Genomic DNA, 23840 nt, shown 5'->3' on the forward strand with positions numbered 1-23840 from the left:
CGGCCAGTCCCTAGTCCTCGAGGCGAGCCTCACGGGCCCGCTCGAAGAAGTAGCAGATCCGCTGGCGGGGCGAGAGGTACTCGAGCGACTCGCGTGGCAGTTGCAAGGGCTTGAGGCTGCGCCGTACGCCGAGGTCGGTGTGATCCTCCAAGTCGACGAGCAGCGCCTCGTCGCGGGGCACTCGCGGGTCGTGCACGATGACTCGGGGCTTGAGCGGTCGCGCCGCGTTGACCGAGACGACCATCGCATAGCGGTCGTCGGTGAGCTGGACGACGGAGCCGGGGGGATAGACCCCCATCATCTTGATGAAGGCGCTCAGGATGGTCCCGTCGAAGCGGGACTTCATCTGCGCGAACATGAGCGACAGCGCCTCGTGAGGCGTCATGGCCTTGGCGGGATTCTGCGGATTGCACAGATTGTCGTAGCGATTGACCAGCGCCACGATCCGGGCCGCCACGAGGATGCGCTCGCCTGCCAGACGCAAGGGAAAGCCGCTGCCATCGGCATGCTCGTGATGCTGGCCGATGACGAGCGCGGCCGTCGGGCTGAGCTGCATCTTGCGGGCGATGCTGACGCCGTGGGCGACGTGCTCCTGATAGAACTGCAATTCGGCGAGCGTGAAATGCTCGTCCTTCCAGCGGACGCGGTCCGGCAGGTCGATCTTGCCGATGTCGTGCAGCAGCGCGCCCAGCCCGAGATCCTGAAGCTCCTCCGGCGTCAGGCCGACGGCCTTGCCCAGAAGCATCGAAATCACCGTGACGTTCAGGCTGTGGAACGAGGCCCGGTCGCCCGCCACTTCGGTGAGGAGGCGGATGCACGTCTCGTGGGTGCCACAGATCTTGTCGCGGAACCCGTGGATCAGCGCTTCGGACTTCTCGCGAGCGGACTGCGGCTCGGTATGGACCTGATCGACCAGCTGCTTGTAGCTGCGCTGCGCCTGCATCAGCTCGCGCTCGCACTGCATGAGGCTCGCCTGTTGAGCCGCGAGCAGTTCCCGGCGGCGCCGACGGGCCTCCTGCTCGGCCTGGGCCGCTGCGTCGACGGGGGCTGCCGGCTGCGTCGGCTGGGGTGGCTCGCCACCCGATACCTCGGCTTCATAGGCCTCGACGGCCGCCGGGTCGCTGCGCAGCGGCTCCCAACGTACCTGGGTCAGACCGAGGGAGCGGATCGTCGCGATCTGCTCCGGGGATGCGATGCGAAAACTGCTGAGGGCAAACGGATGGTCGATCCACCCGACATCGAGATGCACATGCATCCCGACGCGCAGGTGGCGGACGTCGATGTAATGCAGCGAGTGAGCGTCTTTCATCCGGGAGGGATGGCCTCAGAAAGTGACCAGCCTCTCACTTTTCGGCATTTGTCCGCAGTTCTTGAGCGCCGCCAACCTGTCAGTTCTGCCGGGCGACGCACCCGCCGCCCACGCTCAACCCGGCTGCACGGAGTCCTGCATCAAGCTGCGGATCTGGTCCAGCGCACTCGGATCCTCGATGGTCGTGAGATCGCCCGGGTCCCTGCCCTCGCAGACGGCCTGGATCGCCCGTCGCAACAGCTTGCCGGAGCGCGTCTTGGGCAGGACCGTGACGAATCTCACGCGCGCGGGCCGGGCGACGGCGCCCAGCTGCTCGTCCACCCGCTTCATGATCTCGCCCTCCAGCCGCAGTTGCAGCTCGGGCGTCGCGACGCTCGCCGCATCGCGTGCCACGGCGAACGCCATCGCGACCTGCCCCTTGAGGCTGTCGGCCACGCCCACGACGGCCACCTCGGCCACGAGGGGGTGGCTGGCAATGCTCTCCTCGATTTCGCGCGTGCCCAGGCGGTGGCCGGCGACGTTGATGACGTCGTCGGTGCGGCCGAGGATGAAGTAGTAGCCGTCATCGTCTCGCACGCCCCAGTCGAAAGTGCTGTAGGCCATGCGGCCGGGGAAGTTGCTCCAGTACGTCTTGACGAAGCGCTCGTCGTCGCCCCATACCGTCTGCATGCAACCCGGGGGAAGCGGCCCATCGATGGCAATCACGCCTTTTTGGTTCGGGCCGGTCAGTTCCTCCCCGGTGCTCTCGTGCAGCAGCTTGACGTCATAGCCGCACATCGGCACGCCCGGCGAGCCGTAACGGCCCTGGCGCGGCTCGACTCCGTTGGCGATCGTGAGGATGGGCCAGCCGGTTTCGGTCTGCCAGTAGTTGTCCACGACGGGCTTGCCCAGCCCGTCCGCGATCCACCGGGCGGTCGGCTCGTCCAAGGGCTCGCCGGCCAGGAACAGCGCCCGCAGCGAGGAGAGGTCGTACTTGGTCAGGAAGGCCGGATCGTGCTTCTTCAACACGCGGATCGCCGTCGGCGCGCTGAACATGGCGGTGACCTTGTACTTTTCCACCAGGCTCCACCAGATGCCGGCATCGGGACGGATCGGCAGCCCTTCGTAGAGGATGGTGGCCATGCCCGCGATGAGAGGGCCGTAGACGATGTAGCTGTGGCCGACCACCCACCCGATGTCGCTCGTGCAGAAGTAGGTCTCGCCTGCCTGGCCGCAGAAGATGTATTTCATGCTCGCCGCCAGCGCCACCGCGTAGCCGCCCGTGTCACGCTGCACACCCTTCGGGCGGCCGGTGGTCCCGCTGGTGTAGAGGATGTAGCTTGGGTGCGTGGCCTCGACCCACACGCACGGAACCTCGGCCTGCCCATGGGCCTGCCTCAACTCGGCATAGAGCACGTCCCGCCCCGGCACCAGCTCCATCGCCGCCAGCCCCCGGTCCACCAGCAGCACCTTCTCGGGCTTGTGCTGGCTCAGACGCACCGCCTCGTCGAGCAAGGGTTTGTACGGCACCACCTTCCCACCCCGGCTGCCGGCGTCCGCGCTCACCACGACCTTCGGGCGGGCATCGTCGATGCGGCTCGCCAGGCTGACGCTCGCGAAGCCCCCGAACACGACCGAATGAATGGCGCCGATGCGCGCGCAGGCGAGCATGGCGAACACCGCCTGCGGGACCATCGGCATGTAGATCAGCACGCGGTCCCCCTTGACGACGCCCAGGGCCTGGAGGATGGCCGCCATGGACTGCACCTCGCGGTGCAGGTCGGCGAAGGTATAGGTGCGCTCCTCACCGGTCTCGGTCGAGACATAGATCAGCGCCGGCTGGGCCGACCGCTCGGGGAGATGGCGGTCCACCGCGTTGTGGCACAGGTTGGTCGTGCCGTCGGCGAACCAGCGCGCGAACGGCGGGCGGCTGTAGTCGCAGATCACCTGCGGCGTCTGCTCCCAATCCACCAGCCGGGCCTGCTCGGCCCAGAATGCGTCGCGCTCGACGATGGAGCGGCGGTGAAAGTCCTCGTAGCGCATGGATGTCTCCTCTGGCCAGCGGCCCGCGCGGTTCGGTTCTAGGCAGTCTTGTGTCTTATAGAAGAGTTTGCGTCATTGAAGGCCGCGCAACTGACGTGGCGCTGACGCCCGGGCTGTTTCGTGCTGCCATGTTGACGCGCCGGGCCGGCGCCCGCATTCGGGCCAGCCCGAAGCCCCAGCGAAGGACGAAGAAAGCCGCGCGGGCCGTGCTGTCATCCGCGCGCGCACCTGACAAACCCTCTGCAAGCCCTTGATTTGCGGCACTTTTCGATTGACGCGCGCCGCCTGCTCGTCTATGGTGCGGCGCCATGCGTTTGCCCCGTCTGCCCCGCCTCCTCGCCGTCGCGTCTCTCGCAGCGGCAGCGTGCGCCCATGCGGCGCCCGACGGCGGCGACGCCATCACCCAGCTGCTGGCCGAGCGGGGCTTCCTGGCACAGCCCCAGGGGGCTTCGCCGGCCGGCCCCTCGCAGGACCGAGGCCTGATGGCCCAGGTGCGCGACACCGCGTCCGAGATGGTGCTGACGGCGATGAACTTCCTCGGCGTTCCGTACCGCCGTGGGGGCGACTCCGCCGAGGACGGCTTCGACTGCAGCGGCTTCACCCGCCACATCTTCGAGAGGAGCCTCGGACTGGTCCTGCCCAGGCGGGTGGACGACCAGGCCAGCGCACCGGGGCTCGTGCCCGTCTCGCGGGAGGATCTCAAGCCCGGGGACCTGGTGTTCTTCAACACGCTGCGGCGCACGTTCTCCCACGTCGGCATCTACATCGGGGACGGCAAGTTCATCCACTCTCCCCGCAGCGGCGCCCAGGTGCGCATCGAGGACATGCGCATTTCCTACTGGACCCAGCGCTTCACCGGCGCGCGCCGCGCCGGCGTCCTGCATCCGAACCCGACCCGCACCGCCTCCACACCGGCGGCCGAGCCTCGCGCCGCAGGCGCACTCCCGGCGGGCCACGACCTGCGGCAGCCCTGACGGCCTGTCCGCGGCGGGCCGAGGGTCGGCGCGACGAGCCGCCGGCCGTTCAACCCTGACCGCTCCCGGCAGTTTGACGCGAATCCGCCCCGCCTCGCGCCGGTGAAGGCACAATGTGTGCATGGCCGAGAAAGTCATTCCCCTGGCCGACCACCGATATGCCAGCCAAGTTCCGCGGGTGCCTGCGCAGGCAACGCCGCCGGTAGGCTTGTTGTCCGATCGGCTGGGCCGCCCGTTGCGCGACCTGCGCATCTCGGTCACCGACCGCTGCAACTTTCGTTGCAGCTATTGCATGCCGAAGGAAGTCTTCGACAAGCACTACGACTTCCTGCCCCACTCGGCGCTGCTGAGCTTCGAGGAGATCACCCGCCTGGCGCGGATCTTCGTGGCGCATGGGGTGCGCAAGATCCGCCTGACCGGCGGCGAACCGCTCCTGCGCAAGGACATCGAGCGCCTCGTCGCGATGTTGGCAGAACTGAGGACGCCCGACGGCGCCCCCCTGGACCTGACGCTCACGACGAACGGCTCCTTGCTGGCGCGCAAGGCGCAGGCCTTGAAGAACGCCGGCCTTCAGCGGGTGACCGTCAGCCTCGATGCACTGGACGATGCGGTCTTCCAGCGCATGAACGATGTCGGGTTTCCCGTGGCGGATGTGTTGCGGGGCATCGAGGCGGCCGAACGCGCGGGCCTCGGGCCTCTCAAAGTCAACATGGTCGTCAAACGCGGCACCAACGACCAGGAGATCGTGCCGATGGCCGCGCACTTCCGGGGGACGCCGGTCATCCTGCGGTTCATCGAGTACATGGACGTGGGCACGTCGAACGGCTGGCGCATGGACGAGGTGCTGCCTTCCGCCGAGGTCATCGCGCGGCTGTCGCAGCATTGGCCGCTGGAAGAAATCGAGCCGAACTACACCGGCGAGACGGCCGAGCGCTGGCGCTATGCGGATGGCGCGGGCGAGATCGGCGTCATCTCCAGCGTGACGCAGGCGTTCTGCCGAGACTGCAATCGGGCCCGCCTGTCCACCGAGGGCAAGCTCTTCCTGTGCCTGTTTGCCAGCCGGGGCCACGACCTTCGCGCCCTGCTGCGCGGCGGCTACAGCGACGAGCAGATCGCTGCGGCCATCGGCCTCGTCTGGGGCGAGCGCGAGGACCGCTACTCGGAGCTTCGGGCGGCCCGTCAGGCGAGCGACGCGGGCGAGCGGCGGGTCGAGATGCATTACATCGGGGGTTGACCCATGGGACGCGAACCGCCACACACCCCTGCGCCCCCTGCCCCGCCCCCCGTGTGGCGCCCCTGGCTGACCGGCGGACAGCGCCGGCGACTGGCCTGGGCCGCGGCCGCGAGCCTGCTGATGCCCTGGTTGCTGGGTGAACTGCTGAAGCTCTGGGCCTTGCCCGCCTGGGGGGACGCCGACGCCCGCACTGTGCAGATGGTCGACATCCTCGTGATCGGCACCACGGTCGTTCTGCTGTTGGCCACGGCCACGGTGGCGATCGGCTGCTGGATCGTGGATGTGATGAAAGGCCCCCGCCGACACGCCGACGCGTACTGGGTCGACCCGGCGGCAGACCCGATACAGCGCGGCAAGCAGCCGCCTTCCTCCTCGACATGAGTGTTCTGCCTCGCGAACAAGTCACCGGATTGATCCTCGCCGGCGGGCGAGGAAGCCGCATGGGCGGCGTCGACAAGGGCCTGCAGAATTTCCGCGGGCTGCCGCTGGCCATGCACGCCATGTTGCGTCTGGCGCCCCAGGTCGGCGAGGTCATGATCAACGCCAACCGCAACCTGGGAGCGTACGAATCGTTCGGCGCGCCGGTGTGGCCGGATGCGCTGCCCGACTTCGCCGGGCCGCTGGCCGGCTTTCTCGCCGGCCTGGAACGCTGCGAGACTCCCTACATGGTCACGGTGCCCTGTGACACTCCGCTCTTTCCGTCCGACCTGGTCGCTCGTCTGGGAGCGGGGCTGCTGGCGGCCGGCGCCGACATCGCCATGCCGCGCACGGGTGACCAGGTGCAGCCGGTCTTCTGCCTGATGCGCACGAGCGTGATGGAAAGCCTCGTGCGCTTCACCCAGGAGGGCGGCCGCAAGATCGACCGCTGGACGGCGCAGCTCGCCTGCGCCGAGGTTCCCTTCGAAGACGAATCGGCCTTCTTCAATGCCAACACTCTGGAAGAGCTCCAGCAACTCGAGCGGCAGCGCGCCTGAGGCGGCACCGGTGCTGGTGCGTCGCCTCGAGCCGCAGGACCTGCCGGCCTACAAGGCGCTGCGCGACGAGGCGCTGACCCGCCACCCCGAGGCCTTCACGTCGGATGCGGACACCGAGCGGGCGCGTTCGCCCGAGAGCTACCTCGGCCGGCTGGGACGCTCCGAGCCCTTGGGCGGCAGCTTCCTGCTCGGCGCCTGGGTCGGTGAGGATCTGGCCGGCTCGGTGGCCTGCGAGCGGGAGCTGCGGCCCAAGATCCGCCACCGCGCGCAGATCGTGGGCATGTATGTGCGCGAGCGCTACACGCGCCGCGGCATCGGTCGCATGCTGCTCGCCGCATGCATCGAGCAGGCGCGCCAGGCCGAGGGACTGGAAATCCTGACGCTGTCCGTCACGGCCTCCGACGAGAGGGCCTGTCGCATGTACGAGCAGGCCGGCTTCAGGACCTACGGTCTCATGCCTCGCGCGGTGCGTGTCGAAGGCCCCGGGGGGCGCGCTCGCTACTTCGACAAGGCCTTGATGATGATGGAGCTGTGAGGACGATGGCCAGCCTCGAGGAGATCGCATCCTGCATCAGCGGCTATGACCCGGACGCCCTGCCGGTCGCCAAGGCCCAGGAGTTCATCGCGCGGTTCGTGCCGCGGGTGGCAACGGTCGAACGCGTGGCCCTGCGCTCGGCGCTCGGCCGGGTGCTGGCCGAAGACATCGTCTCGCCGATCGACGTGCCTGCCCACGACAACTCGGCCATGGACGGGTACGCGCTGCGAGGGTCGGATTTGGCAGAGTCCGGCCCGACCCGCCTGCGCATCGCAGGCACTGGCCTCGCCGGGCAGCAGTTCGAGGGCGCGGCAGGTCCGGGCGAATGCGTACGCATCATGACCGGCGCGGTGATGCCCGAAGGCTTCGACACGGTCGTTCCGCAGGAGTTCGTCACGGTCGAAGGCCAGGAAGTGGTCGTGCCGCCCGGTGCCGTGCGCCCCGGTGACAACCGGCGGCTGCGAGGCGAGGACCTGGCCCGCGGACGCCCCGCCTTGTCGGCCGGCAAGCTGCTGCGCCCGGCGGACCTCGGGCTGCTGGCATCGCTCGGCCAGGCAGAGGTGCCGGTGTGGAGGCGGCTGCGGGTCGCGTTCTTTTCCACCGGCGACGAGCTTCGCTCGATCGGCGAGCCGCTCGAGCCGGGCTGCGTCTACGACAGCAACCGCTACACGCTGTACGGGATGCTGCAACGCCTGGGCGTCGAACTGCTCGACCTCGGTGTCGTCCGAGACGAGCCGCAGGCGCTGGAGCGTGCCTTTCGCACGGCCGCCGAGAGCGCCGATGCGATCATTACCTCGGGCGGGGTCTCGGTCGGCGAGGCCGATTTCACCAAGCAGATGATGGCCCGCCTGGGAGAGGTGACGTTCTGGCGGATCGCGATGCGCCCGGGCCGGCCGATGGCCTTCGGCCGTATCCGCAGCGGAGCGCACGAGGCCGTGTTGTTCGGCCTGCCCGGCAACCCGGTCGCGGTGATGGTCACCTTCTACGCCTTCGTCCGAGACGCCCTGCTCGCGATGAGCGGTGCCACCCCCGCCCCCTTGCCGCTGCTGCGCGCACGCAGTGCCATGGCCCTGCGCAAGAAGCCGGGCCGCACCGAGTACCAGCGAGGCGTCGTCTCGCGTCGCCCCGACGGCGACTGGGAGGTGCGCATCACGGGATCGCAGGGCTCGGGCATCCTGCGCTCGATGTCCGAAGCCAACGGGCTCGTCGTGCTGCACCACGAGCAGGGGGCGGTCACCACGGGCGACTGGGTGGACGTGCTCCCGTTCGAAGGGCTCGTGTGATGCAACGCCCGTGAGGCGGAAGTGGCCCGCCGCCCCGCTCTGAGCGGAACGCGGTCAGGCCCTTTCACTTGCCGTACTGCTCACCCTGCTCGGGTGCGTCGAGCGACACGGGCGTCGTGATGGGACCGGGTGTGCCCTTGCGCGCGAACAGGCTGTACATCGTCGGCACCACGAAGACCGTCAGCAGCGTGCCGAGCGTCATACCGCCCACGATCACCCAGCCGATCTGCTGGCGGCTCTCGGCACCTGCGCCTTCGGCGAGCGCGAGCGGCAGGGCCCCGAGCACCATCGCGCCTGTGGTCATCAAGATGGGCCGAAGGCGCAGCGCCGCTGCGTGCCGGACCGCCTCGAGCACGGCCTCGCCCTGCTGGCGACGTTGGTTGGCGAACTCCACGATCAGGATGCCGTGCTTCGTGATCAGGCCTACCAGCGTGATGAGGCCGATCTGCGAATAGACGTTCAAGGTGCCCCCGCTCAGCTTGAGGGCCAGCAAGGCGCCCACCATCGAAAGCGGCACCGACAGCATGATGATGAAGGGATCGACGAAGCTCTCGAACTGCGCCGACAGGACGAGGAAGATGAACAGCAGCGCCAAGACAAACACCAAGCCCAGCGCGCCACTGGAGGAGCGGAACTCACGCGACACGCCGTTGAGCTCGGTCGCGTAGCCCGAGGGAAGCAGCTCCCGCGCCTGGGCGTCGAGGAAGTCCAGCGCCTCGCCCAGCGAAAAGCCCGGCGCCAGGTTGGCCGTGATCGAAACCGAACGGCGCTGGTTGAAGTGGTTCAGCTCGCGAGGCGAGACGGCCTCCTTCACCCGCACCAGCGACGCGAGCGGGATCATCGCCTCGTTGCGGCCCCGCACGAACAGCCGCTCGATGTCGGCCGGTGTCGTGCGCCCGCTGGCGTCGGTCTGCACGATGACGTCGTACTGGTCGGCATCGCGCTTGTAGCGGGTCACGTTGCGTCCGCCGAGCATCGTCTCGATGGTGCGCGCAACCTGATCCACCGAGACGCCTGCGTCCGCGGCGCGCTCGCGGTCCACCTCGATGTAGATCTCGGGCTTGTTCATGCGCAAGTCGATGTCGGGTTGCACGAAGCGGCCATGCCGGTTCATCGCATCCACGAACTTCTGCGCGACCTGGGCGAGGTTCTGGTAGCTGTCGGAGGTGACGATGACGAAGTTGACCGAGCGCTCGCGGAAACCCTGCCCCAACGAGGGCGGCGTGATCGGAAACGCGTTCACGCCCGGTAGCGCCGACAGCTTGGGCTGCAACGCCTGAGCCAGCTCCATCGTGCTTCGCTCGCGCTCGCTCCAGTCCACTGTGCGCATGAACGAGATGCCCTGCGACACGGTCGGATTGCCCGCGACGACGAAGACGCGGTCGAACTCCTCGAAGCCGAGACCGACACGCTCGATCTCGCGCATGTACTTCTCGGTGTAGGCGAGCGTCGAGCCGTCCGGCGCGTTCACGTTGACGAGCACCACGCCGCGATCCTCCATCGGCGAGAGCTCGCTCTTCATGCCCTTGAACAGCAGCCAGCTGGCCACGCCGCACACCAGCATCACGATCACGATCAGCCAGCGGTGGTGCAGCGTCCATCCGAGCACGGACTCGTAGCCGGTGGCCAGCCGATCGAGCTGCCGCCCCATCCAGCGGTCGAACCCGCTGTGCTTCGAGCTGTGCCGCAGCAGCTTCGAGCACATCATGGGCGATAGCGTGAGCGCCACGAAGCCCGAGACGATCACCGCACCCGCGAGCGTCAGCGCGAACTCCACGAACAGCCGGCCGGTGCGGCCCGGTGTGAACGCGAGCGGCGCATAGACGGCGGCCAGCGTGAGCGTCATCGCCACCACGGCGAACCCGATCTCGCGCGCCCCTTTGATGGCTGCGGCAAAGGGCATCATGCCCTCCTCGACGTGCCGGTAGATGTTCTCCAGCACGACGATCGCATCGTCGACCACGAGGCCGATGGCGAGCACCAGCGCAAGCAGGGTCAGCGTGTTCATCGTAAAGCCCGCCAGGGCCATCAGCGCGAACGCGCCGATGAGACTGACCGGAATGGTGACCAGCGGGATGACCGAGGCGCGCAACGTACGCAGGAACACGAACACCACCAGCGCCACCAGCACGACCGCTTCCAGGATCGTCGAGTACACAGCCTTGATGGAGCGGTCGATGAACACCGAGTTGTCGTTCGCCAGCTGGATCTGCACGTCGTCGGGCAGCTCCTCGCGCAGCCGCGGCAGGATCTGCTGCACCCCGGCCGAGACCTCCAGCGGGTTCGCCGTAGCCTGCCGGATCACCCCCAGCGAAACGGAGGCGCGCCCGTTGAGCCGCGTGCTCGACCGCTCGCTCGCCGGGGCCTGCTCGATGCGGGCGACGTCGCGCAACCTCACGGTGTAGCCGTTGACCTGCCGCAACGCGACCGCGCCGAACTGCTCGGGCGTATTGAGATCGGTCTGGGCGGTCACGCTGAACTCGCGCTGCGGGCCTTCGATGCGGCCGGCCGGCACTTCCAGGTTCTGCCGTCGCAGCGCGTCCTCGACGTCCTGGACGGTGACGCCATAGGCCGCCAGCTTGTCGGCGTCGAGCCAGACGCGCATCGCAAAGACGCGCTCGCCCCGGATCAGCACATCGGCCACGCCCGGCACCGTCTGCAGGCGCGGCTTCACGACGCGGTTGGCGAGATCGGTGACCTGCAGCGGCGTGAGCCTCTCGGTCGTGAAAGCGAGCCAGATCGTCGGCGAGGCGTCCGCCTCGACCTTCGAGATCACCGGCTCGTCGACCGAATCGGGCAGGCGCCCGCGCACGCGCGAGACGCGGTCGCGGACATCGGCCGCCGCGTCGTCGGGGCTCTTCTCGAGCTTGAAGCGCACCGTGATCTGGCTTTGCTCCTGCCGCGAGATCGAGGTGATCACATCCACGCCGTCGATGCCCGCGATCGAGTCCTCCAGCGGCTTGGTGACCTGAGACTCGATCACTTCCGAGGAGGCACCGACCAGACGGGTCGAGACAGTGACCGTCGGCTCGTCGATGCGCGGGTACTCGCGCACCTGCAGGCGGGTGAACGACACCAAGCCGATCAGCACCAGCAGGAGGGAGAGCACCGTCGCGAAGACGGGCCGTCGGATCGAGACTTCAGGCAGTTGCATGGAAGATCCTGAAAGCCCTGTGGAAAAGGAGCGCGCGCATCAGTTGCGCGCCGCGACCTTCGTCCCGGACGTCGCCGGTGCCGCCGTACCCCGCTGCGCGTCGCGGGTCCCGCCCGCAGCGGATGGCGCCGAGGCCGCGGAGGACCCGCGCTCACCGATCTGCACCGGGCGCAAGGGAGTACCGTCACGCTGGATGCGTTGGTGGCCGGCCACCACCACCATGTCGCCCCTGTCCAGGCCCTGGAGGATCTCGACCTGACCGGCACGGCGCAGACCGATGCTCACCTCGCGGCGCTGCGACGTCCAGGAGGCCCCTTCCGCCCCTTCGGCCTTCACGGCCTTGATCACATATTGCTTGCCCCCTTGCGGCACGAGCGCCTCCTCCGGCACCACCAACGCGTCTGTCTTCGAGGAAAGCAGCGTGTCCACACGGGCGAACATCCCGGGGCGCAAAGCCCCCTCGCGGTTGTTCAGCACCGCGCGGATCAGCACCGAGCGGCCCTGCGCATCCACCTGGGGCGACAAGGCTTCGATCCGCGCCTCGAATCGACGCCCGGGCAACGCGTCCAGGCTCACCTGCGAGCGCTGGCCGACCTGCAGCTGCGGCAAGTAGCGCTCGGGCAGGCGGAAGTCGACGTACAGGCTGCTCACGTCCTCGAGATTGACGAGATCGGTGCCAGGCCCGACGTAGTCGCCCACATTGACCTCGCGGATGCCCGCCACACCGTCGAAGGGGGCGACGATGCGCAAGCGCTCCTGGGTGGCACGGGCGACCGCCAGTTGCGCCTCGGCCACCTGGAGGGTCGCCGCCGTCTGGTCCACCGCCGCCTGGCTCACGAAGTTCTGCGCCAGCAGCTCGCGGTTGCGCTCGTGATTGGCGCGCGCGATGCTGAGCTGCGCCTGGGCCTGCCGCACCTGCGCGGCGGCCAGCGTATCGTCCAGTTGGACGAGCACCTGCCCCTTGCGCACCGGTTGTCCATCGCGGAAACCGAGGGCGATGACGCGCCCGGACACCTCGGGGCGCAGCATGACGCCCTGCCGCGAGCGCAGCGAGCCGACCGCTTGGGCCGCCTCCGACAGGATGGCGGTCTGCACGGGTGCCATTTCGACCGCCACCGGCCCGCGTGCGCCCGCGCCGCCGGCCGGTGCCCCCGCTCCGGCGGGACGGGGGGCGGAAGTCGGCCCATGGGCCGTCGCATCCGACCGGCCCTCGCTCGCCGGCCGGATGGGCTCGCGCTGATACCAATAGGCGCCGGCGCTCAGCACAGCGATGCCGACGGCAGCAACGAGGGCGTGGTACTTCTTCATCTGGGTCTCATCCGGGCACGCCCGACTGTAGCGTCTGTGGGCCTGCCGCGTTCACAGTTCTTCACAGATCCGCTGCGACGGAAGGGCGGAGCGCCGGATGTCCCGACGGCTATCTCACGGAGGCGGCACCCTGGTTCGCCAGCTCGTCGGCGCGCTCGTTGCCGGGATCGCCGTTGTGCCCCCGCACCCAGTGCCATTCCACGCGGTGCAGCGCCGCCAGCGCTTCCAGGCGCTGCCACAGCTCGGCGTTCTTCACCGGCTTGCGATCGGCCGTCTTCCAGCCGCGCTGCTTCCAGCCGTGGATCCACTCGGTGATGCCCTTGCGCACGTACTCGCTGTCGGTGTAGATGGCGACATCGCAACTGCGCTTCAGGCTCGCCAACGCCTCGATCACCGCGGTGAGTTCCATGCGGTTATTGGTGGTGGACCGCTCCCCGCCGAAAAGTTCCTTCTCGTGCGCGCCGGAACGCAGCACCACGCCCCAGCCGCCGGGGCCGGGGTTGCCTTTGCAGGCGCCATCCGTGTAAATCACCACTTTCGGGCGCGGAATCTGGGTCGTCATGGAGTCGAGATCTCTTGGGGTGTCGATTCGGCTTCTTCGCCGTGCGCTTTCGGACGGCGGCCCGCGTCGGCCCGGCGCGACTCCGACGTCGAGGCGGCAGGAGGCGTCACGTTACGGGCTGGGTCGCGCGGCGTGCCCGAGAGCGACGCGGCCTCCAACGCCGGCGAGTGCCGGCGCGGCACGACCGCCGCCCGTGCCCGCTGCGCCTGCTGTTGCTGCTTCCAGGCCGGCCCGATCAGCCGCATGCCGCGCACGCGCTTGACCGCCTGCAGCATGTACACGCCGCCCAGCACCGGCCACCACCGGTGACCGACCCGGTCCAGCCACTCGCAGCGTGCGAGCCACAGATCAGACCGCACGGCCGGGCGATAGCAGCCGAAGCGGCCCGCCTCGATGTCGAAGCTCAACAGCCGCAACCAGTCCCTGAGCCGCCAGTAGCCGATCAGCTCCCCGCCTTGAGGAAAGGCATCGGTCGGGTGGGACCGCCGCCGCGCCAGGCCGCTGCACCGCTTTTGCAGCGGCCACAGCCCCACCGGGTTGAGGCCGAGCACGATGATGCGGCCCTCCGGCACCAGCACCCGCTCGACCTCGCGCAAAGTGTGATGCGGATCGCGCGAGAGCTCGAGCGTATGCGGCAGCACCACCAGGTCCAGGCTGGACGACTCGAACGGCAGCGCATCGTAGTCGCACACCAGGGCATGCGGCACCGGCCGCGAGCCCTCCGCAGCAGATCCTCCTTCCGCGGCGCCAGCGAGCCCCCCCGGCTGGACCTCCGGGTCGGGCAGGCGATCGGACACCACCCAACGGTGGGGCATGCGGTTGTTGGCCAGCGCTTGCAGCTGCGGCAGCCCCAGCTGCACGGCGTGAAATCCGAACACATCGCCCACGGCCTGGTCGAGCTGTTGTTGCTCCCACCCCAAGAGATACCTGCCCGTGGGGGTGAGCAACCACTCATCCAAACCTATAATTCGCCCGTCTTGCGTCATGGAACTCGTCGCTCTACCCGCCTTTGCCGACAACTACATCTGGATGCTCCATGACGGCCGGCAAGCCCTCGTGGTGGATCCGGGAGACGCTACGCCCGTCGAGCACGCATTGCAGTCGCAGGGCCTGGAGCTGACCGGCATTCTAGTGACCCACCATCACGGCGATCACGTCGGCGGCCTCGAGGCGCTGCGCCGCCGGCTCCACGGGCCGGTCTGGGCCCCCGCGGGCGAGGCGATTCCCGGCGACTGCATCGGCGTGCGCGAAGGCGACCAGTTGCACTGGGCCGGCGTGAGGTTCGACGTCCTGGACGTACCGGGCCACACGGCAGGGCACATCGCCTACTTCGCGCGGGGCCATCGACCGGCCCCGCTTCTGTTTTGTGGCGACACGCTTTTTTCGGCCGGTTGCGGCCGGCTCTTCGAGGGCACGGCCGAGCAGATGCACGCCTCCCTGGCCAAACTCGCCGCACTGCCCGACGACACGCTCGTGTGCTGTGCCCACGAATACACCCTCTCCAACCTTCGATTCGCGCAAGCGGTGGAGCCCGCGAACGCCGACGTGACGGCGCACCTCGCGCACTGCCAGGCGCTGCGCGAACGCGGCGAACCGACCTTGCCGAGTACCCTCGCGCTCGAAAAGCGGATCAATCCGTTCCTGCGCGTGGACCAGCCCGGCGTGAGGCGTAGCGTGCCTCCCGAGGTGGGCACCGATCCCGTCAGCGTGTTCGCCGTCCTACGACGATGGAAGAACGAATTTCGATGAATCCTCTTGATCCCACGCCACCCAGCGCCCCCCGGGGCGGCCTCTCCACTTCGCCGAAACGCGGAGGAACACTCGCGCGCACCGGTGCAAGGCTGTGGGCGGCCCTGCGAGGCAGCATCGCGGTGGCGCCTCTGGCACTGCTGGGCTTGGCTGGCTGCTCGACCACGCCGCCTTCCGCCGAGGACCAGGCGCCGATCGCCCTGGCCGCCTCTGCGCCCGCGGCCCCCGTGGCGGCCGGTCAGCCGCCCACCGGGCGCCCGCGGGAGGCGGCTGGCAAGGTGCTGCAGACGGCCCTGCCCCCGGGAGGCACCGACGCAGCGGTGATCGTGCCCGACCCCGAAGCGTCTGCGGCCGCCAACAAGCAGGCGATGGAAATGCCCTCGCCGATCGAATTGAAGGACGCGGACCTCTGGGACCGCATCCGCCGTGGCTTCGCCATGCCCGATCTGGACAACGATCTCGTGCGCAATCGCGAGCAATGGTATGCGTCGCGGCCCGACTACGTGCAGCGCATGACGCAGCGGGCGAGCCGCTACCTGTTCTACATCGTCGAGGAGGTCGAGCGTCGTGGCTTGCCGACCGAACTCGCCCTGCTGCCGTTCATCGAAAGCGCGTTCAATCCGCAGGCCGTCTCCGTCGCCAAGGCCTCCGGCATGTGGCAGTTCATCCCCTCCACCGGCAAGCACTTCGAACTCACGCAGAACATCTTCCGCGACGAGCGGCGCGACGTGATGGCCTCGACGCGCGCCGCGCTGGACTACCTCACCAAGCTGTACGGCATGTTCGGCGACTGGCACCTCGCTCTGGCCGCCTACAACTGGGGTGAAGGCAGTGTGCAGCGCGCCATCGCGCGCAATCAGAAGGCGGGCCTGCCCACCGACTACGAGAACCTGCGCATGCCGGTGGAGACGCGCTACTACGTCCCCAAGCTGCAAGCGATCAAGAACATCGTGGCACGCCCCGAGAGCTTCGGCCTGGCGCTGCAGTCCATCGAGAACCACCCCTACTTCCTCACGGTCGAGATCCAGCGCGACATCGACGTGCAACTCGCCGCCCGGCTGGCCGGCGTGCCGATGGAGGAGTTCCGCGCCCTCAACCCGCAGATGAACAAGCCGGTGATCCTCGCGGCCGGCACCCCGCAGATCCTGCTGCCCTATGACAACGCACGCCTGTTCATCCGCAATCTGGCCGATCACCGGGGACCGCTCGCCTCCTGGACCGCCTGGGTGGTGCCCCGCACGATGCGCCCCAGCGAGGCCGCGAAGGCCGCGGGCCTGGACGAGGAGGAACTGCGGGAGGTCAACAAGATCCCCAAGGGCATGTTGATCAAGGCCGGCTCCACGTTGCTCGTGCCGCGCGATGGGGTCAGGCATGCGAAGGACGTCTCCAGCGAGATCGCCGACAACGCGATCATCGCGCTGGCGCCCGACGTGCCTCCCGGACGCCGCACCGTCGTGAAGGCCGGCAAGCGCGACACGCTGGCCAGTCTGGCCAAGCGCTACGGCCTTCCGGTGGCACAGGTCGCCCAATGGAACCGCCTGACCCCGAGCGCGAGCCTGGCGCGCGGTCAGCGGGTGGTGCTGTACCTGCCGGCCAAGAGCGCCTCCCGAGCGACGGCGAAGTCGACCGTCTCGAACGACACCCGCCGCATCGCAGCCACGAAGGAAACCCGACGTGCGGTTGGCAAGAGCACGACCCGCACCGCGGGCGCCGGCAAGAAGGCCAGCACCGTTCGTGAAGCCAAGGCCGACAAGCGGGGTGACTCGAAGAACGCGAGCCGCACGGCGCAGGCGAAGGGCCGGGTCGTGGCCAAGAACTGAGCCCCTCGACCCCGGGCGAGTCACGCCGATGGCGCGTGACTCAAGCCTTCAGCCAGCGGGCCTTGGCCTTGAGGGCGAACTCATTGGTGTGGCCGCGCTCGACGGCCGCGTCCAGCCCTGCCCCGCTCGATTCCGCCAGGGCGCCAGCCACGGTGGAGGTCGTGCGTCCCGCGTCGGACGACAGGACGCCGTCCACCGAATAGCACTCGCGCACCTTGTAGAAGGACGCCAGGTAGAGCGCCCGGTCCTCCGTGAACTGGGGGTCGGGGACGGCGGCGATCAGATCCTGTGGCTGCGCCGTCTGCAACCAGCGAAGCGCGCGCACCATCGCGTGCGCAACCGCCTGGCACACCTCACGATGACGCTCGACATAGCCGCTGGCGGCGTAGAGGCAGGTGCCCGGCAGCGGACCGCCGAACAGATCGCGAGCCCCCTTCACCGTGCGCGGGTCGGCGATGAGGCGCAGTTCGCCCCGCTGCTCCAGTTGGGTCACGCCGGGGTCGATGTGGCTCAACGCGTCCACCCGGCCCGTGCGCACGGCCAGCACGGCTTCACGCAGGCCCGGCAGCGTCACCCAAGTCACCTCATGGGGTTGCACGCCGGCCCGCGCGAGCACCACGCGCGCCAACAGCTCGGACGACGTCCCCGGCGCCGAGACCCCGATGCGGCGGCCTTTGAGATCCGCAACGCTCTTGACCCCGGGCAGCGCCCGCGTGCACACGCCGAAGGCGGCGATCGGCGAACGACCATCCACGACCACCGATTGGACTGAATCGCCCAGGAGCTGGCGCAGCACGACCTGCAGGAACGAACCCGAGGCGAACTCCGCCCTCCCCGCATGCAGCGCCGCGAGCGCCACGGCGGGAGTGGGGGCCTCCATGAGCGCCACATCCAGGCCCTCCGCCTCGAGATAGCCCAATTGCCGCGCCACCGTCACCGGCAGATGGCACAGCGACTGGTCCGGGCCGACCAGCAGGCGCACCCGGATGCGTTCGGGCCTGCCTTGGGTCAAGGTCGGACACGCGAGCATCGCCCCGAGAGCGCCTCCCACGCGCAGCAAGCCCCGCCGCGAAACGGCGGCGCGCCCTGACAACGTGCGGTGAGGAACGGGGAGAATGCGCATGGACCCAGCTTACGCAGGCCCCGCCTCCCCTCCAATCGGGGGAGCACCCGGCAGGGAAAGCACCCGGCAGGGAAAGCACCGGGCCCGGGAAGTCCGTGCCGTCCGCGCCGATACCGGCGATTACCGATCAGCGCCGGTCCACGAGCGCATGGGCGATCGTTCCGAGGTCCACGTACTCGAGTTCGCTGCCAATCGGCACCCCGCGAGCCAGGCGGGTCACCGTCAAACCCCGCGCCTTCAAAGCCTCGGCGAGGACGTGAGCGGTGGCCTCGCCTTCGGCGGTGAAGTTCGTCGCGATGATGACTTCGCTCACTTCGCCGTCCGTGGCACGTGCGTAGAGTCGCTCCAACCCGATGTCGCGCGGTCCGATGCCGTCGAGCGGGCTCAAGCGCCCCATGAGGACGAAGTAGAGCCCACGGTAGCTGCCCGTGCGCTCGACGGCTGCCTGATCGGCGGGCGTCTCGACCACGCACAGTTGCGTGCGATCGCGTTCGGGATCCAAGCAGGTGGCACACACCTCCTGCTCGGTGAAGGTATTGCAGCGCCTGCAATGCCGCACTGCCGCCACCGCTCGTTCCAAAGCCTGCGCGAGCACGTGCGCCCCTTCGCGGTCGTGCTGCAGCAAGTGAAAGGCGATGCGCGCGGCCGACTTCGGTCCCACGCCGGGCAGGCGGCGCAGGGCCTCCACGAGCGCATCGAATGCGGACATCGCCGGCCTTGCCTCGACGAGGATGCGGGACTCAGAACGGGAACTTCATGCCCGGCGGAAGCGGCAGGCCGGCCGTGAGCTTGCTCATCTTCTCCTGGCTCAACTCCTCCGCCCGCCGCACGGCATCGTTGAAAGCGGCTGCCACCAGATCCTCCAGCATGTCCTTGTCGTCGGCCAGGAGGCTGGGGTCGATGGCGACGCGCTTGACGTCGTGCTTGCAGGTCATCAATACCTTGACCAGGCCCGCACCCGACTGGCCCTCCACCTCCATCTGCGCCAGTTCTTCCTGCGCGCGCCGCAGGTTCTCCTGCATCTGCTGGGCCTGCTTCATCAGCCCGGCCAGTTGACCTTTCATCATGACGGTTCCTTTCGTGGATTCAAGTGCGGCGGAGCGAGGCCGCCGCCCGTTCGGATTCATCTCACAGCGGTTTGACCGAGCCGGGCACGATGCGCGCCGTGGCGAACTGCTGCAGAAGGCTCACCACCAGCGGATCGTTGCGCAGCGCCTCCTCGGCCGCGCGCTGGCGCGCCTCGCGCTGTGCCGCCTCGCGCCGGGCGGGGGTGTCGGAGGTCGGGGCCACCTCCACCTGAAGCCGGACCGCGTGGCCCAGCAGCTGCGTCAGCGCGGCCTCCAGCTTCGCGCGTGTGCCCTCGGCAGCGAGCGTGCCGCGTTCCACCCGCAGGTGGAAGTGGGTCTGCGCGTCATCCACCTCGACCAGCTCAGACTGCATCGCCAGTTCGCGCACCAGGGCGGCGACGAGTTCGCGCTCGCACAACTGCCGCACGCAGGCATGCCATCGATCGCCGTGCACCGAGGGAGCCACCGCGCCGGTCGCAGTCGGGCCCTTCGACACGTGCGAATCGGTGGCGCTCCTCGGTTCGGCCTCCTGCGAAGGCGCAGCGTCTGCCACAGGGGCGACGGCGATATGCCGAGCGACGGCGGAGGAATGCGCCTGTGGCGCAACCTGGGGGAGCGGCTGCGCGGGCTCGTGCTCGTCGGCCACCGGCGCGTCGAGCCAGGGCGGGAGATCGTCTTCGATCCGGGCCGTCGCAGGTGCGCGCTCGCGGGCCGAGGGGGGGACGGCGCCTGCGGCGCTCGGTGGCCGCGGGCACACATCGCCCGCAGAGCGCTGGGACCCGGACTGCAGGGCCGGCGCGACCGGCCGCGTGACAGCCGCTCCCGGGGACGTATCGGCGCCGAGGGGTGAAGAAGACGGCTCCAGCACCGGCGTCGGGGCGGCCCGCGCCGGCACGGCGGGCTCACCCGCGCCCCGGCGCTGCGCCTGGGCCGCTGCCGCACGAGGCGGCGCCACCGGCACCCTGGTGGTGGCCGCCGGGGGCCGCTGCAACGCCTGGGAACGCACCGGACCGGAGTCCGCAGGACGAAAGGCCAACATGCGCAGCAGCGCCATCGTCAGCCCGCTGTATTCGTCCGGCGCCAAGCCGAGTTCGTTGCGGCCGTGCAAGGCCATGCTGTAGAGCAGCTGCGTCTCCTCCGCCGGCAAGGCGGCGGCCAACCGGGTGACGCTGGAGGCCTCCGGGTCGTCGGGCGAAACACACTCCGGCACGACCTGTGCGACGGCGATCTCCTGCAGGACCGTGGCCATTTCCTCCAGGGCGCCCGCCGCCGAGAGCCCGCGCGCGCGCAGTTCCTCGGCCGTCGCCACGACGGTGCGCCCGTCACGCGCGGCAAGCGCCTCGAGCAACCGGTAGACGTGCGAGCGGTCGACGGCGCCCAGCATCTGGCGCACGCTGGCCTCCTCCAGCCGGCCCGAGCCGAAGGCGATCGCCTGGTCGGTGAGCGACAGCGCATCGCGCATCGAGCCGCGCGCTGCACGCGCCAGCAAGCGCACGGCCGCGGGGTCGGCCTCGATGGCCTCCGCCTGCAGCACACGCATCAGGTGCTCGCACACCGTCTCGGGCGCCATGGGCCGCAGGTTGAACTGCAGGCAGCGCGACAACACCGTGACCGGCACCTTCTGGGGGTCGGTGGTCGCGAGCACGAACTTGAGGTACTCCGGAGGCTCCTCCAGCGTCTTCAACATCGCGTTGAACGCGGTGTTGGACAGCATGTGGACCTCGTCGATCATGTAGACCTTGAAGCGGCCGACGACCGGCTTGTAGATCGCCTGATCCAGCAGCTGGGAGATCTCCTCGACCCCCCGGTTGGAGGCGGCGTCGAGCTCGACGTAGTCGACGAAGCGGCCGGCGTCGATCTCGCGGCACGCCTCGCACTGGCCGCAAGGCGTCGGGGTGATGCCGCCCTGCCCGTCCGGGCCGACGCAATTGAGGGACTTGGCGAGGATGCGCGAGACGGTCGTCTTGCCCACGCCACGCGTGCCCGTGAAGAGATAAGCATGGTGCAGCCGCTGCTGCGTGAGCGCATTGGCGAGCGCCTGCACCACATGCTCTTGCCCCACCATCTGCTCGAAGGTGCGAGGCCGGTACTTGCGGGCAAGAACGAGGTAGCTCATCGCCCGGATTCTACGGGGGCCACCGCCCCTCGGGCATGCCCCGGAACCTCGAATGCCCGCAGTGCCAGCCCGTGCTTGCCGTCTCGCCTACAATGCGTCGTGACGGGCCTCCCCGCATGGGAGCGCGGCCAACCGGGTCAGGTCGGGAACGAAGCAGCCCCAACCGTTGCGACCAGTGCCGGGGTTAAGGCTCGTCACCCTTTCCCACGCCCCCTCTCAGGCACGCAGGGGTGGCGAGGCGGCCACCCACGAGACGGTGGGCACGAACGCCTTCTGCGCCTCGTCGCGCAGGCTGCGAAGCAAAGACAACTCGCGGTCCGACAGCCTGAATCCATCGACTTGTGCCTTGTCCGCATAGAGGAGGCCGACGGGCTTGTCGCCCACGCGCAGCGGCAGCAGCATGAACGAAGAAGCCTGCACCTGCTCGTGGTACCACGCAGGCAGACGAGCCGCCAGCGTCGCCGCATGCGCGTCACGGATGAGGGAGTCCACCCCCCGGCGACACAATGCCGCGAACGCATTGCTCTCGTCTTCGAGCACGAACTCGAAATGCCGGCGCAGAGCCTGCTCCCGCGGGCCCCACGCGTGTTGCGTGACGAAGCGCGACGTGCCTGGCAAACGCACGAGCACCGCCACATGCTGGCACTGCAGCCCGTCGTACACGGCCTGCCCCGCGGCATGCAGGGCGGGGTCGATCCCCTCGGTGCCGATGGCCGCTCGCACGCGCAAGATGGCCTTCGACAACGGATGCACCGGCTGGGCCGGCGCGCTCCCGGGTCGCGCCGCCGAAGCCGAGGGGCGGGCCTGCGGCTTGCGCGGCGCCGGGGCTTTCAAGTCCACCGTCTCCCACACCTCCTGGCTCGTCATGCCCAGGGCCCGCGCATACTGCTCGATGGCGTGGGTGGAGGCGGTGGCCCCACTGCGCAGCACCCCGCGCTGCGTGTCGGCCAGTTCGTTGCCCAGCGCGCCGAGCAGGCGGAACCAGTCACCTTTGCGCTCCGGACGGCGTACGACCCCCTCGACCGACGGCCGGCGCATGCAGCGCACCAGCGATTCGGGCAACCCCCAGCTGCGGGCCACGCCCACGCCGAGATCCTCGAAAGCCACGCCCAGCACCGACAGCACTGCGGCGTCTTCCGTGCCCCCCTGGCTGAGCGCGAGCTGTCGGATCTCGGCCGCCTGTTCGGGCATGTAGAACTGCACGAGCGTGCGGCCCAGGTTCTGCATCACCGCCGCGACGAAGCATTCCTCCTCGTCGGCCTGCGTGGGACACAGCCGCGCCGCGAACCGCCCTGCCTGCCGGCAGCGCTCGTACTCCTCTCGCAGAGCCTGCGCACGGCGCTCGTCCGGCATGTCCTCCAGCGTGGGCAGCGTACCGGCCAGATCGCGGATGGCGACGAAGCCCATCAGCGCGACGCAGCGCGAGACGGTCGTGATCGATCCTCCGCCCACCGAGCTGAAGTAGGCCGCGTTCATCATGCGCAGCAGCTTCTGCGTGAGGGCCACGTCGTCGAGGACGGCGCGCGCCACCTCGTCGAGGTTGACGCGCTCGGCCGCCGCCAGACGCCGCACGCGCCGCACCACCTCGGTTTGCACCGGCAGGTCCGGATGGTGCGAGATCCGGTCCATCAGTTGCTGCACGGTGCGCGCGGCGCGGCTGTCGCCGCTGCCGTCGAGCAACGCGGGCGTCAGCCAGTCCTGGAGCTGCGCGCGCAGCTCCCCCGCCGAAGCGGGCCGCTGCGAGGGGTCCTGGGCGAGGGCCCGGGCGAGCACGCGGCGCAGCAGGGCCTCGTCGTGCTCGATGTTGGGCAGCCGCGCCGGCAACTCGATCGAGGATTCCAACAATTGCGCAATGGCGCGCTGTGGATTCGCGTCCTGGATCGCCGGCCGGCCGACGAGCAGTTCATAGAGCAGGAGCCCGGCGCCGAACACATCGCTACGCACGTCGGGCAGCTGACCGCGAGCCACTTCCGGCGCGAGGTAGAGGCCGCTCGCGGTGGCCAGTGAGCGGGTGTCGGGCGCCTGGGGCGGAATGGCGAAATCGGCGAGGCGGGGACGGCCGGCCATGTCCAACAGCACCGCCTGGGGCCGCAGCTGGCCGTGCACCACACCGTGGGCGTGCGCATGCGCGAGCCCGTCGAGCACGCCGATGACCAACAGCACCGCCTGCCGCGCGGGCATCGCGTCGTGCTCGGCAATCCATTGCGCCAGCGTGATACCGCGCAACGCCTCCCACACCAGCACCGGCTGCCGCTGCTCGAAACGAGCCTCGATCAAGGGCAGGAGGTTGGGATGCGACAAGGCCGTGACGGGCGCCGCGGCGCGGCGCCACAAGGGCTCGTCCATGCCCGCGAGCGGCAGGCGCTCCAGCACCTCGAGCACCACCTCGCGTGAGGCCGCAGTGTCGTGGGCGAGCCACCAGGCGCTGTCTGCATCCCGGCTCAGCAGTCGCTGCAGCCGGAACGGCCCGAAAGCCGGCCCCCCGGCCGGGGCGTTGTCAACCAATGGCTCCACGATGATCCTTGACGGGACAACCCCTGAGTTGCGTCATGCCCCGATTGTTTCCGATTGAAGCACAAACGCCCTCCGGAGATCGCCCGAGCAAGGCCC

The 23840-nt window shown here is 69.2% G+C and carries 19 protein-coding genes and 1 other RNA gene; 9 read left to right on the forward strand and 11 right to left on the reverse strand.

The features are described 5' to 3' along the window. Positions 1-10: 10 nt before the first annotated feature. Both OMP39_RS08785 and OMP39_RS08790 read right to left on the reverse strand, forming a co-directional pair. A complete protein-coding gene (locus OMP39_RS08785; RefSeq protein WP_264891374.1) occupies positions 11-1309 on the reverse strand; it encodes a cyclic di-GMP phosphodiesterase in 1299 nt (432 codons plus the stop codon). A 114-nt stretch (positions 1310-1423) separates the two neighbouring features. Next, positions 1424-3331: a propionate--CoA ligase gene (locus OMP39_RS08790; RefSeq protein ID WP_264891375.1), complete on the reverse strand. Its 1908-nt coding sequence runs from the start codon at positions 3329-3331 to the stop codon at positions 1424-1426. A gap of 308 nt (positions 3332-3639) precedes the next feature. On the opposite strand from OMP39_RS08790, the gene OMP39_RS08795 reads away from it, so the two are divergent. The 6 genes from OMP39_RS08795 (at position 3640) to moeA (ending at position 8331) form a co-directional block, all read left to right on the forward strand. Continuing rightward, positions 3640-4305: a C40 family peptidase gene (locus OMP39_RS08795; protein ID WP_264891376.1), complete on the forward strand. Its 666-nt coding sequence runs from the start codon at positions 3640-3642 to the stop codon at positions 4303-4305. 121 nt (positions 4306-4426) lie between these two features. Beyond that, positions 4427-5539 (forward strand): GTP 3',8-cyclase MoaA, encoded by a 1113-nt coding sequence (gene moaA / locus OMP39_RS08800; protein ID WP_264891377.1) that lies wholly within the window; start codon positions 4427-4429, stop codon positions 5537-5539. A gap of 120 nt (positions 5540-5659) precedes the next feature. Beyond that, positions 5660-5920 (forward strand): hypothetical protein, encoded by a 261-nt coding sequence (locus OMP39_RS08805; protein ID WP_264891378.1) that lies wholly within the window; start codon positions 5660-5662, stop codon positions 5918-5920. Continuing rightward, positions 5917-6513 carry a molybdenum cofactor guanylyltransferase MobA gene (gene mobA, locus OMP39_RS08810; protein WP_264891379.1) on the forward strand — a complete coding sequence of 199 codons (597 nt, stop codon included), beginning with the start codon at positions 5917-5919 and terminating at the stop codon, positions 6511-6513. The genes OMP39_RS08805 and mobA overlap by 4 nt, the downstream gene beginning before the upstream one ends. 10 nt (positions 6514-6523) lie before the next feature. Beyond that, entirely contained in the window at positions 6524-7048 is a 525-nt protein-coding gene (locus tag OMP39_RS08815) for a GNAT family N-acetyltransferase (RefSeq protein ID WP_264891380.1), read from the forward strand. A gap of 5 nt (positions 7049-7053) precedes the next feature. After that, entirely contained in the window at positions 7054-8331 is a 1278-nt protein-coding gene (gene moeA / locus OMP39_RS08820) for a molybdopterin molybdotransferase MoeA (RefSeq protein WP_264891381.1), read from the forward strand. Positions 8332-8395: 64 nt separating this feature from the next. On the opposite strand, the gene OMP39_RS08825 is transcribed toward moeA, so the two are convergent. The 4 genes from OMP39_RS08825 to OMP39_RS08840 all read right to left on the reverse strand — a co-directional run bounded on the left by OMP39_RS08825 (position 8396) and on the right by OMP39_RS08840 (position 14341). After that, positions 8396-11485: an efflux RND transporter permease subunit gene (locus OMP39_RS08825; protein ID WP_264891382.1), complete on the reverse strand. Its 3090-nt coding sequence runs from the start codon at positions 11483-11485 to the stop codon at positions 8396-8398. A gap of 39 nt (positions 11486-11524) precedes the next feature. After that, positions 11525-12793, reverse strand: a complete 1269-nt coding sequence (locus OMP39_RS08830; protein ID WP_264891383.1) for an efflux RND transporter periplasmic adaptor subunit — start codon at positions 12791-12793, stop codon at positions 11525-11527. Between the two features lie 109 nt (positions 12794-12902). Then, entirely contained in the window at positions 12903-13355 is a 453-nt protein-coding gene (gene rnhA, locus OMP39_RS08835) for a ribonuclease HI (RefSeq protein WP_264891384.1), read from the reverse strand. Further along, positions 13352-14341 carry a class I SAM-dependent methyltransferase gene (locus tag OMP39_RS08840; protein WP_342454851.1) on the reverse strand — a complete coding sequence of 330 codons (990 nt, stop codon included), beginning with the start codon at positions 14339-14341 and terminating at the stop codon, positions 13352-13354. The genes rnhA and OMP39_RS08840 overlap by 4 nt, the downstream gene beginning before the upstream one ends. On the opposite strand from OMP39_RS08840, the gene gloB reads away from it, so the two are divergent. Both gloB and OMP39_RS08850 read left to right on the forward strand, forming a co-directional pair. Further along, positions 14340-15104 (forward strand): hydroxyacylglutathione hydrolase, encoded by a 765-nt coding sequence (gene gloB, locus OMP39_RS08845; RefSeq protein ID WP_264891385.1) that lies wholly within the window; start codon positions 14340-14342, stop codon positions 15102-15104. The two genes, OMP39_RS08840 and gloB, sit on opposite strands and share 2 nt — an antisense overlap. Positions 15105-15226: 122 nt before the next feature. Continuing rightward, a complete protein-coding gene (locus OMP39_RS08850) occupies positions 15227-16924 on the forward strand; it encodes a transglycosylase SLT domain-containing protein (RefSeq protein WP_264891386.1) in 1698 nt (565 codons plus the stop codon). A gap of 40 nt (positions 16925-16964) precedes the next feature. Here the strand turns inward: OMP39_RS08850 and OMP39_RS08855 are convergent, their stop codons facing one another. The 4 genes from OMP39_RS08855 to dnaX form a co-directional block, all read right to left on the reverse strand. After that, on the reverse strand, positions 16965-17936 hold the full coding sequence (locus OMP39_RS08855; RefSeq protein ID WP_264891387.1) for an ABC transporter substrate-binding protein: 972 nt from the start codon (positions 17934-17936) through the stop codon (positions 16965-16967). 238 nt (positions 17937-18174) lie between these two features. Next, positions 18175-18756, reverse strand: a complete 582-nt coding sequence (gene recR, locus OMP39_RS08860) for a recombination mediator RecR (protein WP_264891388.1) — start codon at positions 18754-18756, stop codon at positions 18175-18177. Between the two features lie 31 nt (positions 18757-18787). Then, positions 18788-19114 (reverse strand): YbaB/EbfC family nucleoid-associated protein, encoded by a 327-nt coding sequence (locus OMP39_RS08865; protein ID WP_264891389.1) that lies wholly within the window; start codon positions 19112-19114, stop codon positions 18788-18790. Positions 19115-19175: 61 nt separating this feature from the next. Further along, on the reverse strand, positions 19176-21230 hold the full coding sequence (gene dnaX, locus OMP39_RS08870; RefSeq protein ID WP_264891390.1) for a DNA polymerase III subunit gamma/tau: 2055 nt from the start codon (positions 21228-21230) through the stop codon (positions 19176-19178). Between the two features lie 101 nt (positions 21231-21331). Between dnaX and ffs the strand changes: the two genes are divergently transcribed. After that, positions 21332-21429: signal recognition particle sRNA small type (gene ffs / locus OMP39_RS08875), an RNA gene on the forward strand. Between the two features lie 17 nt (positions 21430-21446). Here the strand turns inward: ffs and OMP39_RS08880 are convergent. Then, positions 21447-23744 carry an HDOD domain-containing protein gene (locus OMP39_RS08880; protein WP_264891391.1) on the reverse strand — a complete coding sequence of 766 codons (2298 nt, stop codon included), beginning with the start codon at positions 23742-23744 and terminating at the stop codon, positions 21447-21449. Between the last annotated feature and the right edge of the window lie 96 nt (positions 23745-23840).

Origin of the sequence: Schlegelella aquatica, assembly GCF_026013905.1 — a bacterium.
GTDB classification, from domain to species: Bacteria; Pseudomonadota; Gammaproteobacteria; order Burkholderiales; family Burkholderiaceae_C; genus Caldimonas; species Caldimonas aquatica.

What these genes read in the sequence shown, in the direction of transcription:
- OMP39_RS08785 (WP_264891374.1), bottom strand. Translation starts at nt 1,309, where the DNA reads ATGAAAGACGCTCACTCGCTGCATTACATCGACGTCCGCCACCTGCGC.
- OMP39_RS08790 (WP_264891375.1), bottom strand. Translation starts at nt 3,331, where the DNA reads ATGCGCTACGAGGACTTTCACCGCCGCTCCATCGTCGAGCGCGACGCA.
- OMP39_RS08795 (WP_264891376.1), top strand. Translation starts at nt 3,640, where the DNA reads ATGCGTTTGCCCCGTCTGCCCCGCCTCCTCGCCGTCGCGTCTCTCGCA.
- moaA (WP_264891377.1), top strand. Translation starts at nt 4,427, where the DNA reads ATGGCCGAGAAAGTCATTCCCCTGGCCGACCACCGATATGCCAGCCAA.
- OMP39_RS08805 (WP_264891378.1), top strand. Translation starts at nt 5,660, where the DNA reads ATGCCCTGGTTGCTGGGTGAACTGCTGAAGCTCTGGGCCTTGCCCGCC.
- mobA (WP_264891379.1), top strand. Translation starts at nt 5,917, where the DNA reads ATGAGTGTTCTGCCTCGCGAACAAGTCACCGGATTGATCCTCGCCGGC.
- moeA (WP_264891381.1), top strand. Translation starts at nt 7,054, where the DNA reads ATGGCCAGCCTCGAGGAGATCGCATCCTGCATCAGCGGCTATGACCCG.
- OMP39_RS08825 (WP_264891382.1), bottom strand. Translation starts at nt 11,485, where the DNA reads ATGCAACTGCCTGAAGTCTCGATCCGACGGCCCGTCTTCGCGACGGTG.
- OMP39_RS08830 (WP_264891383.1), bottom strand. Translation starts at nt 12,793, where the DNA reads ATGAAGAAGTACCACGCCCTCGTTGCTGCCGTCGGCATCGCTGTGCTG.
- rnhA (WP_264891384.1), bottom strand. Translation starts at nt 13,355, where the DNA reads ATGACGACCCAGATTCCGCGCCCGAAAGTGGTGATTTACACGGATGGC.
- gloB (WP_264891385.1), top strand. Translation starts at nt 14,340, where the DNA reads ATGGAACTCGTCGCTCTACCCGCCTTTGCCGACAACTACATCTGGATG.
- OMP39_RS08840 (WP_342454851.1), bottom strand. Translation starts at nt 14,341, where the DNA reads ATGACGCAAGACGGGCGAATTATAGGTTTGGATGAGTGGTTGCTCACC.
- recR (WP_264891388.1), bottom strand. Translation starts at nt 18,756, where the DNA reads ATGTCCGCATTCGATGCGCTCGTGGAGGCCCTGCGCCGCCTGCCCGGC.
- OMP39_RS08865 (WP_264891389.1), bottom strand. Translation starts at nt 19,114, where the DNA reads ATGATGAAAGGTCAACTGGCCGGGCTGATGAAGCAGGCCCAGCAGATG.
- dnaX (WP_264891390.1), bottom strand. Translation starts at nt 21,230, where the DNA reads ATGAGCTACCTCGTTCTTGCCCGCAAGTACCGGCCTCGCACCTTCGAG.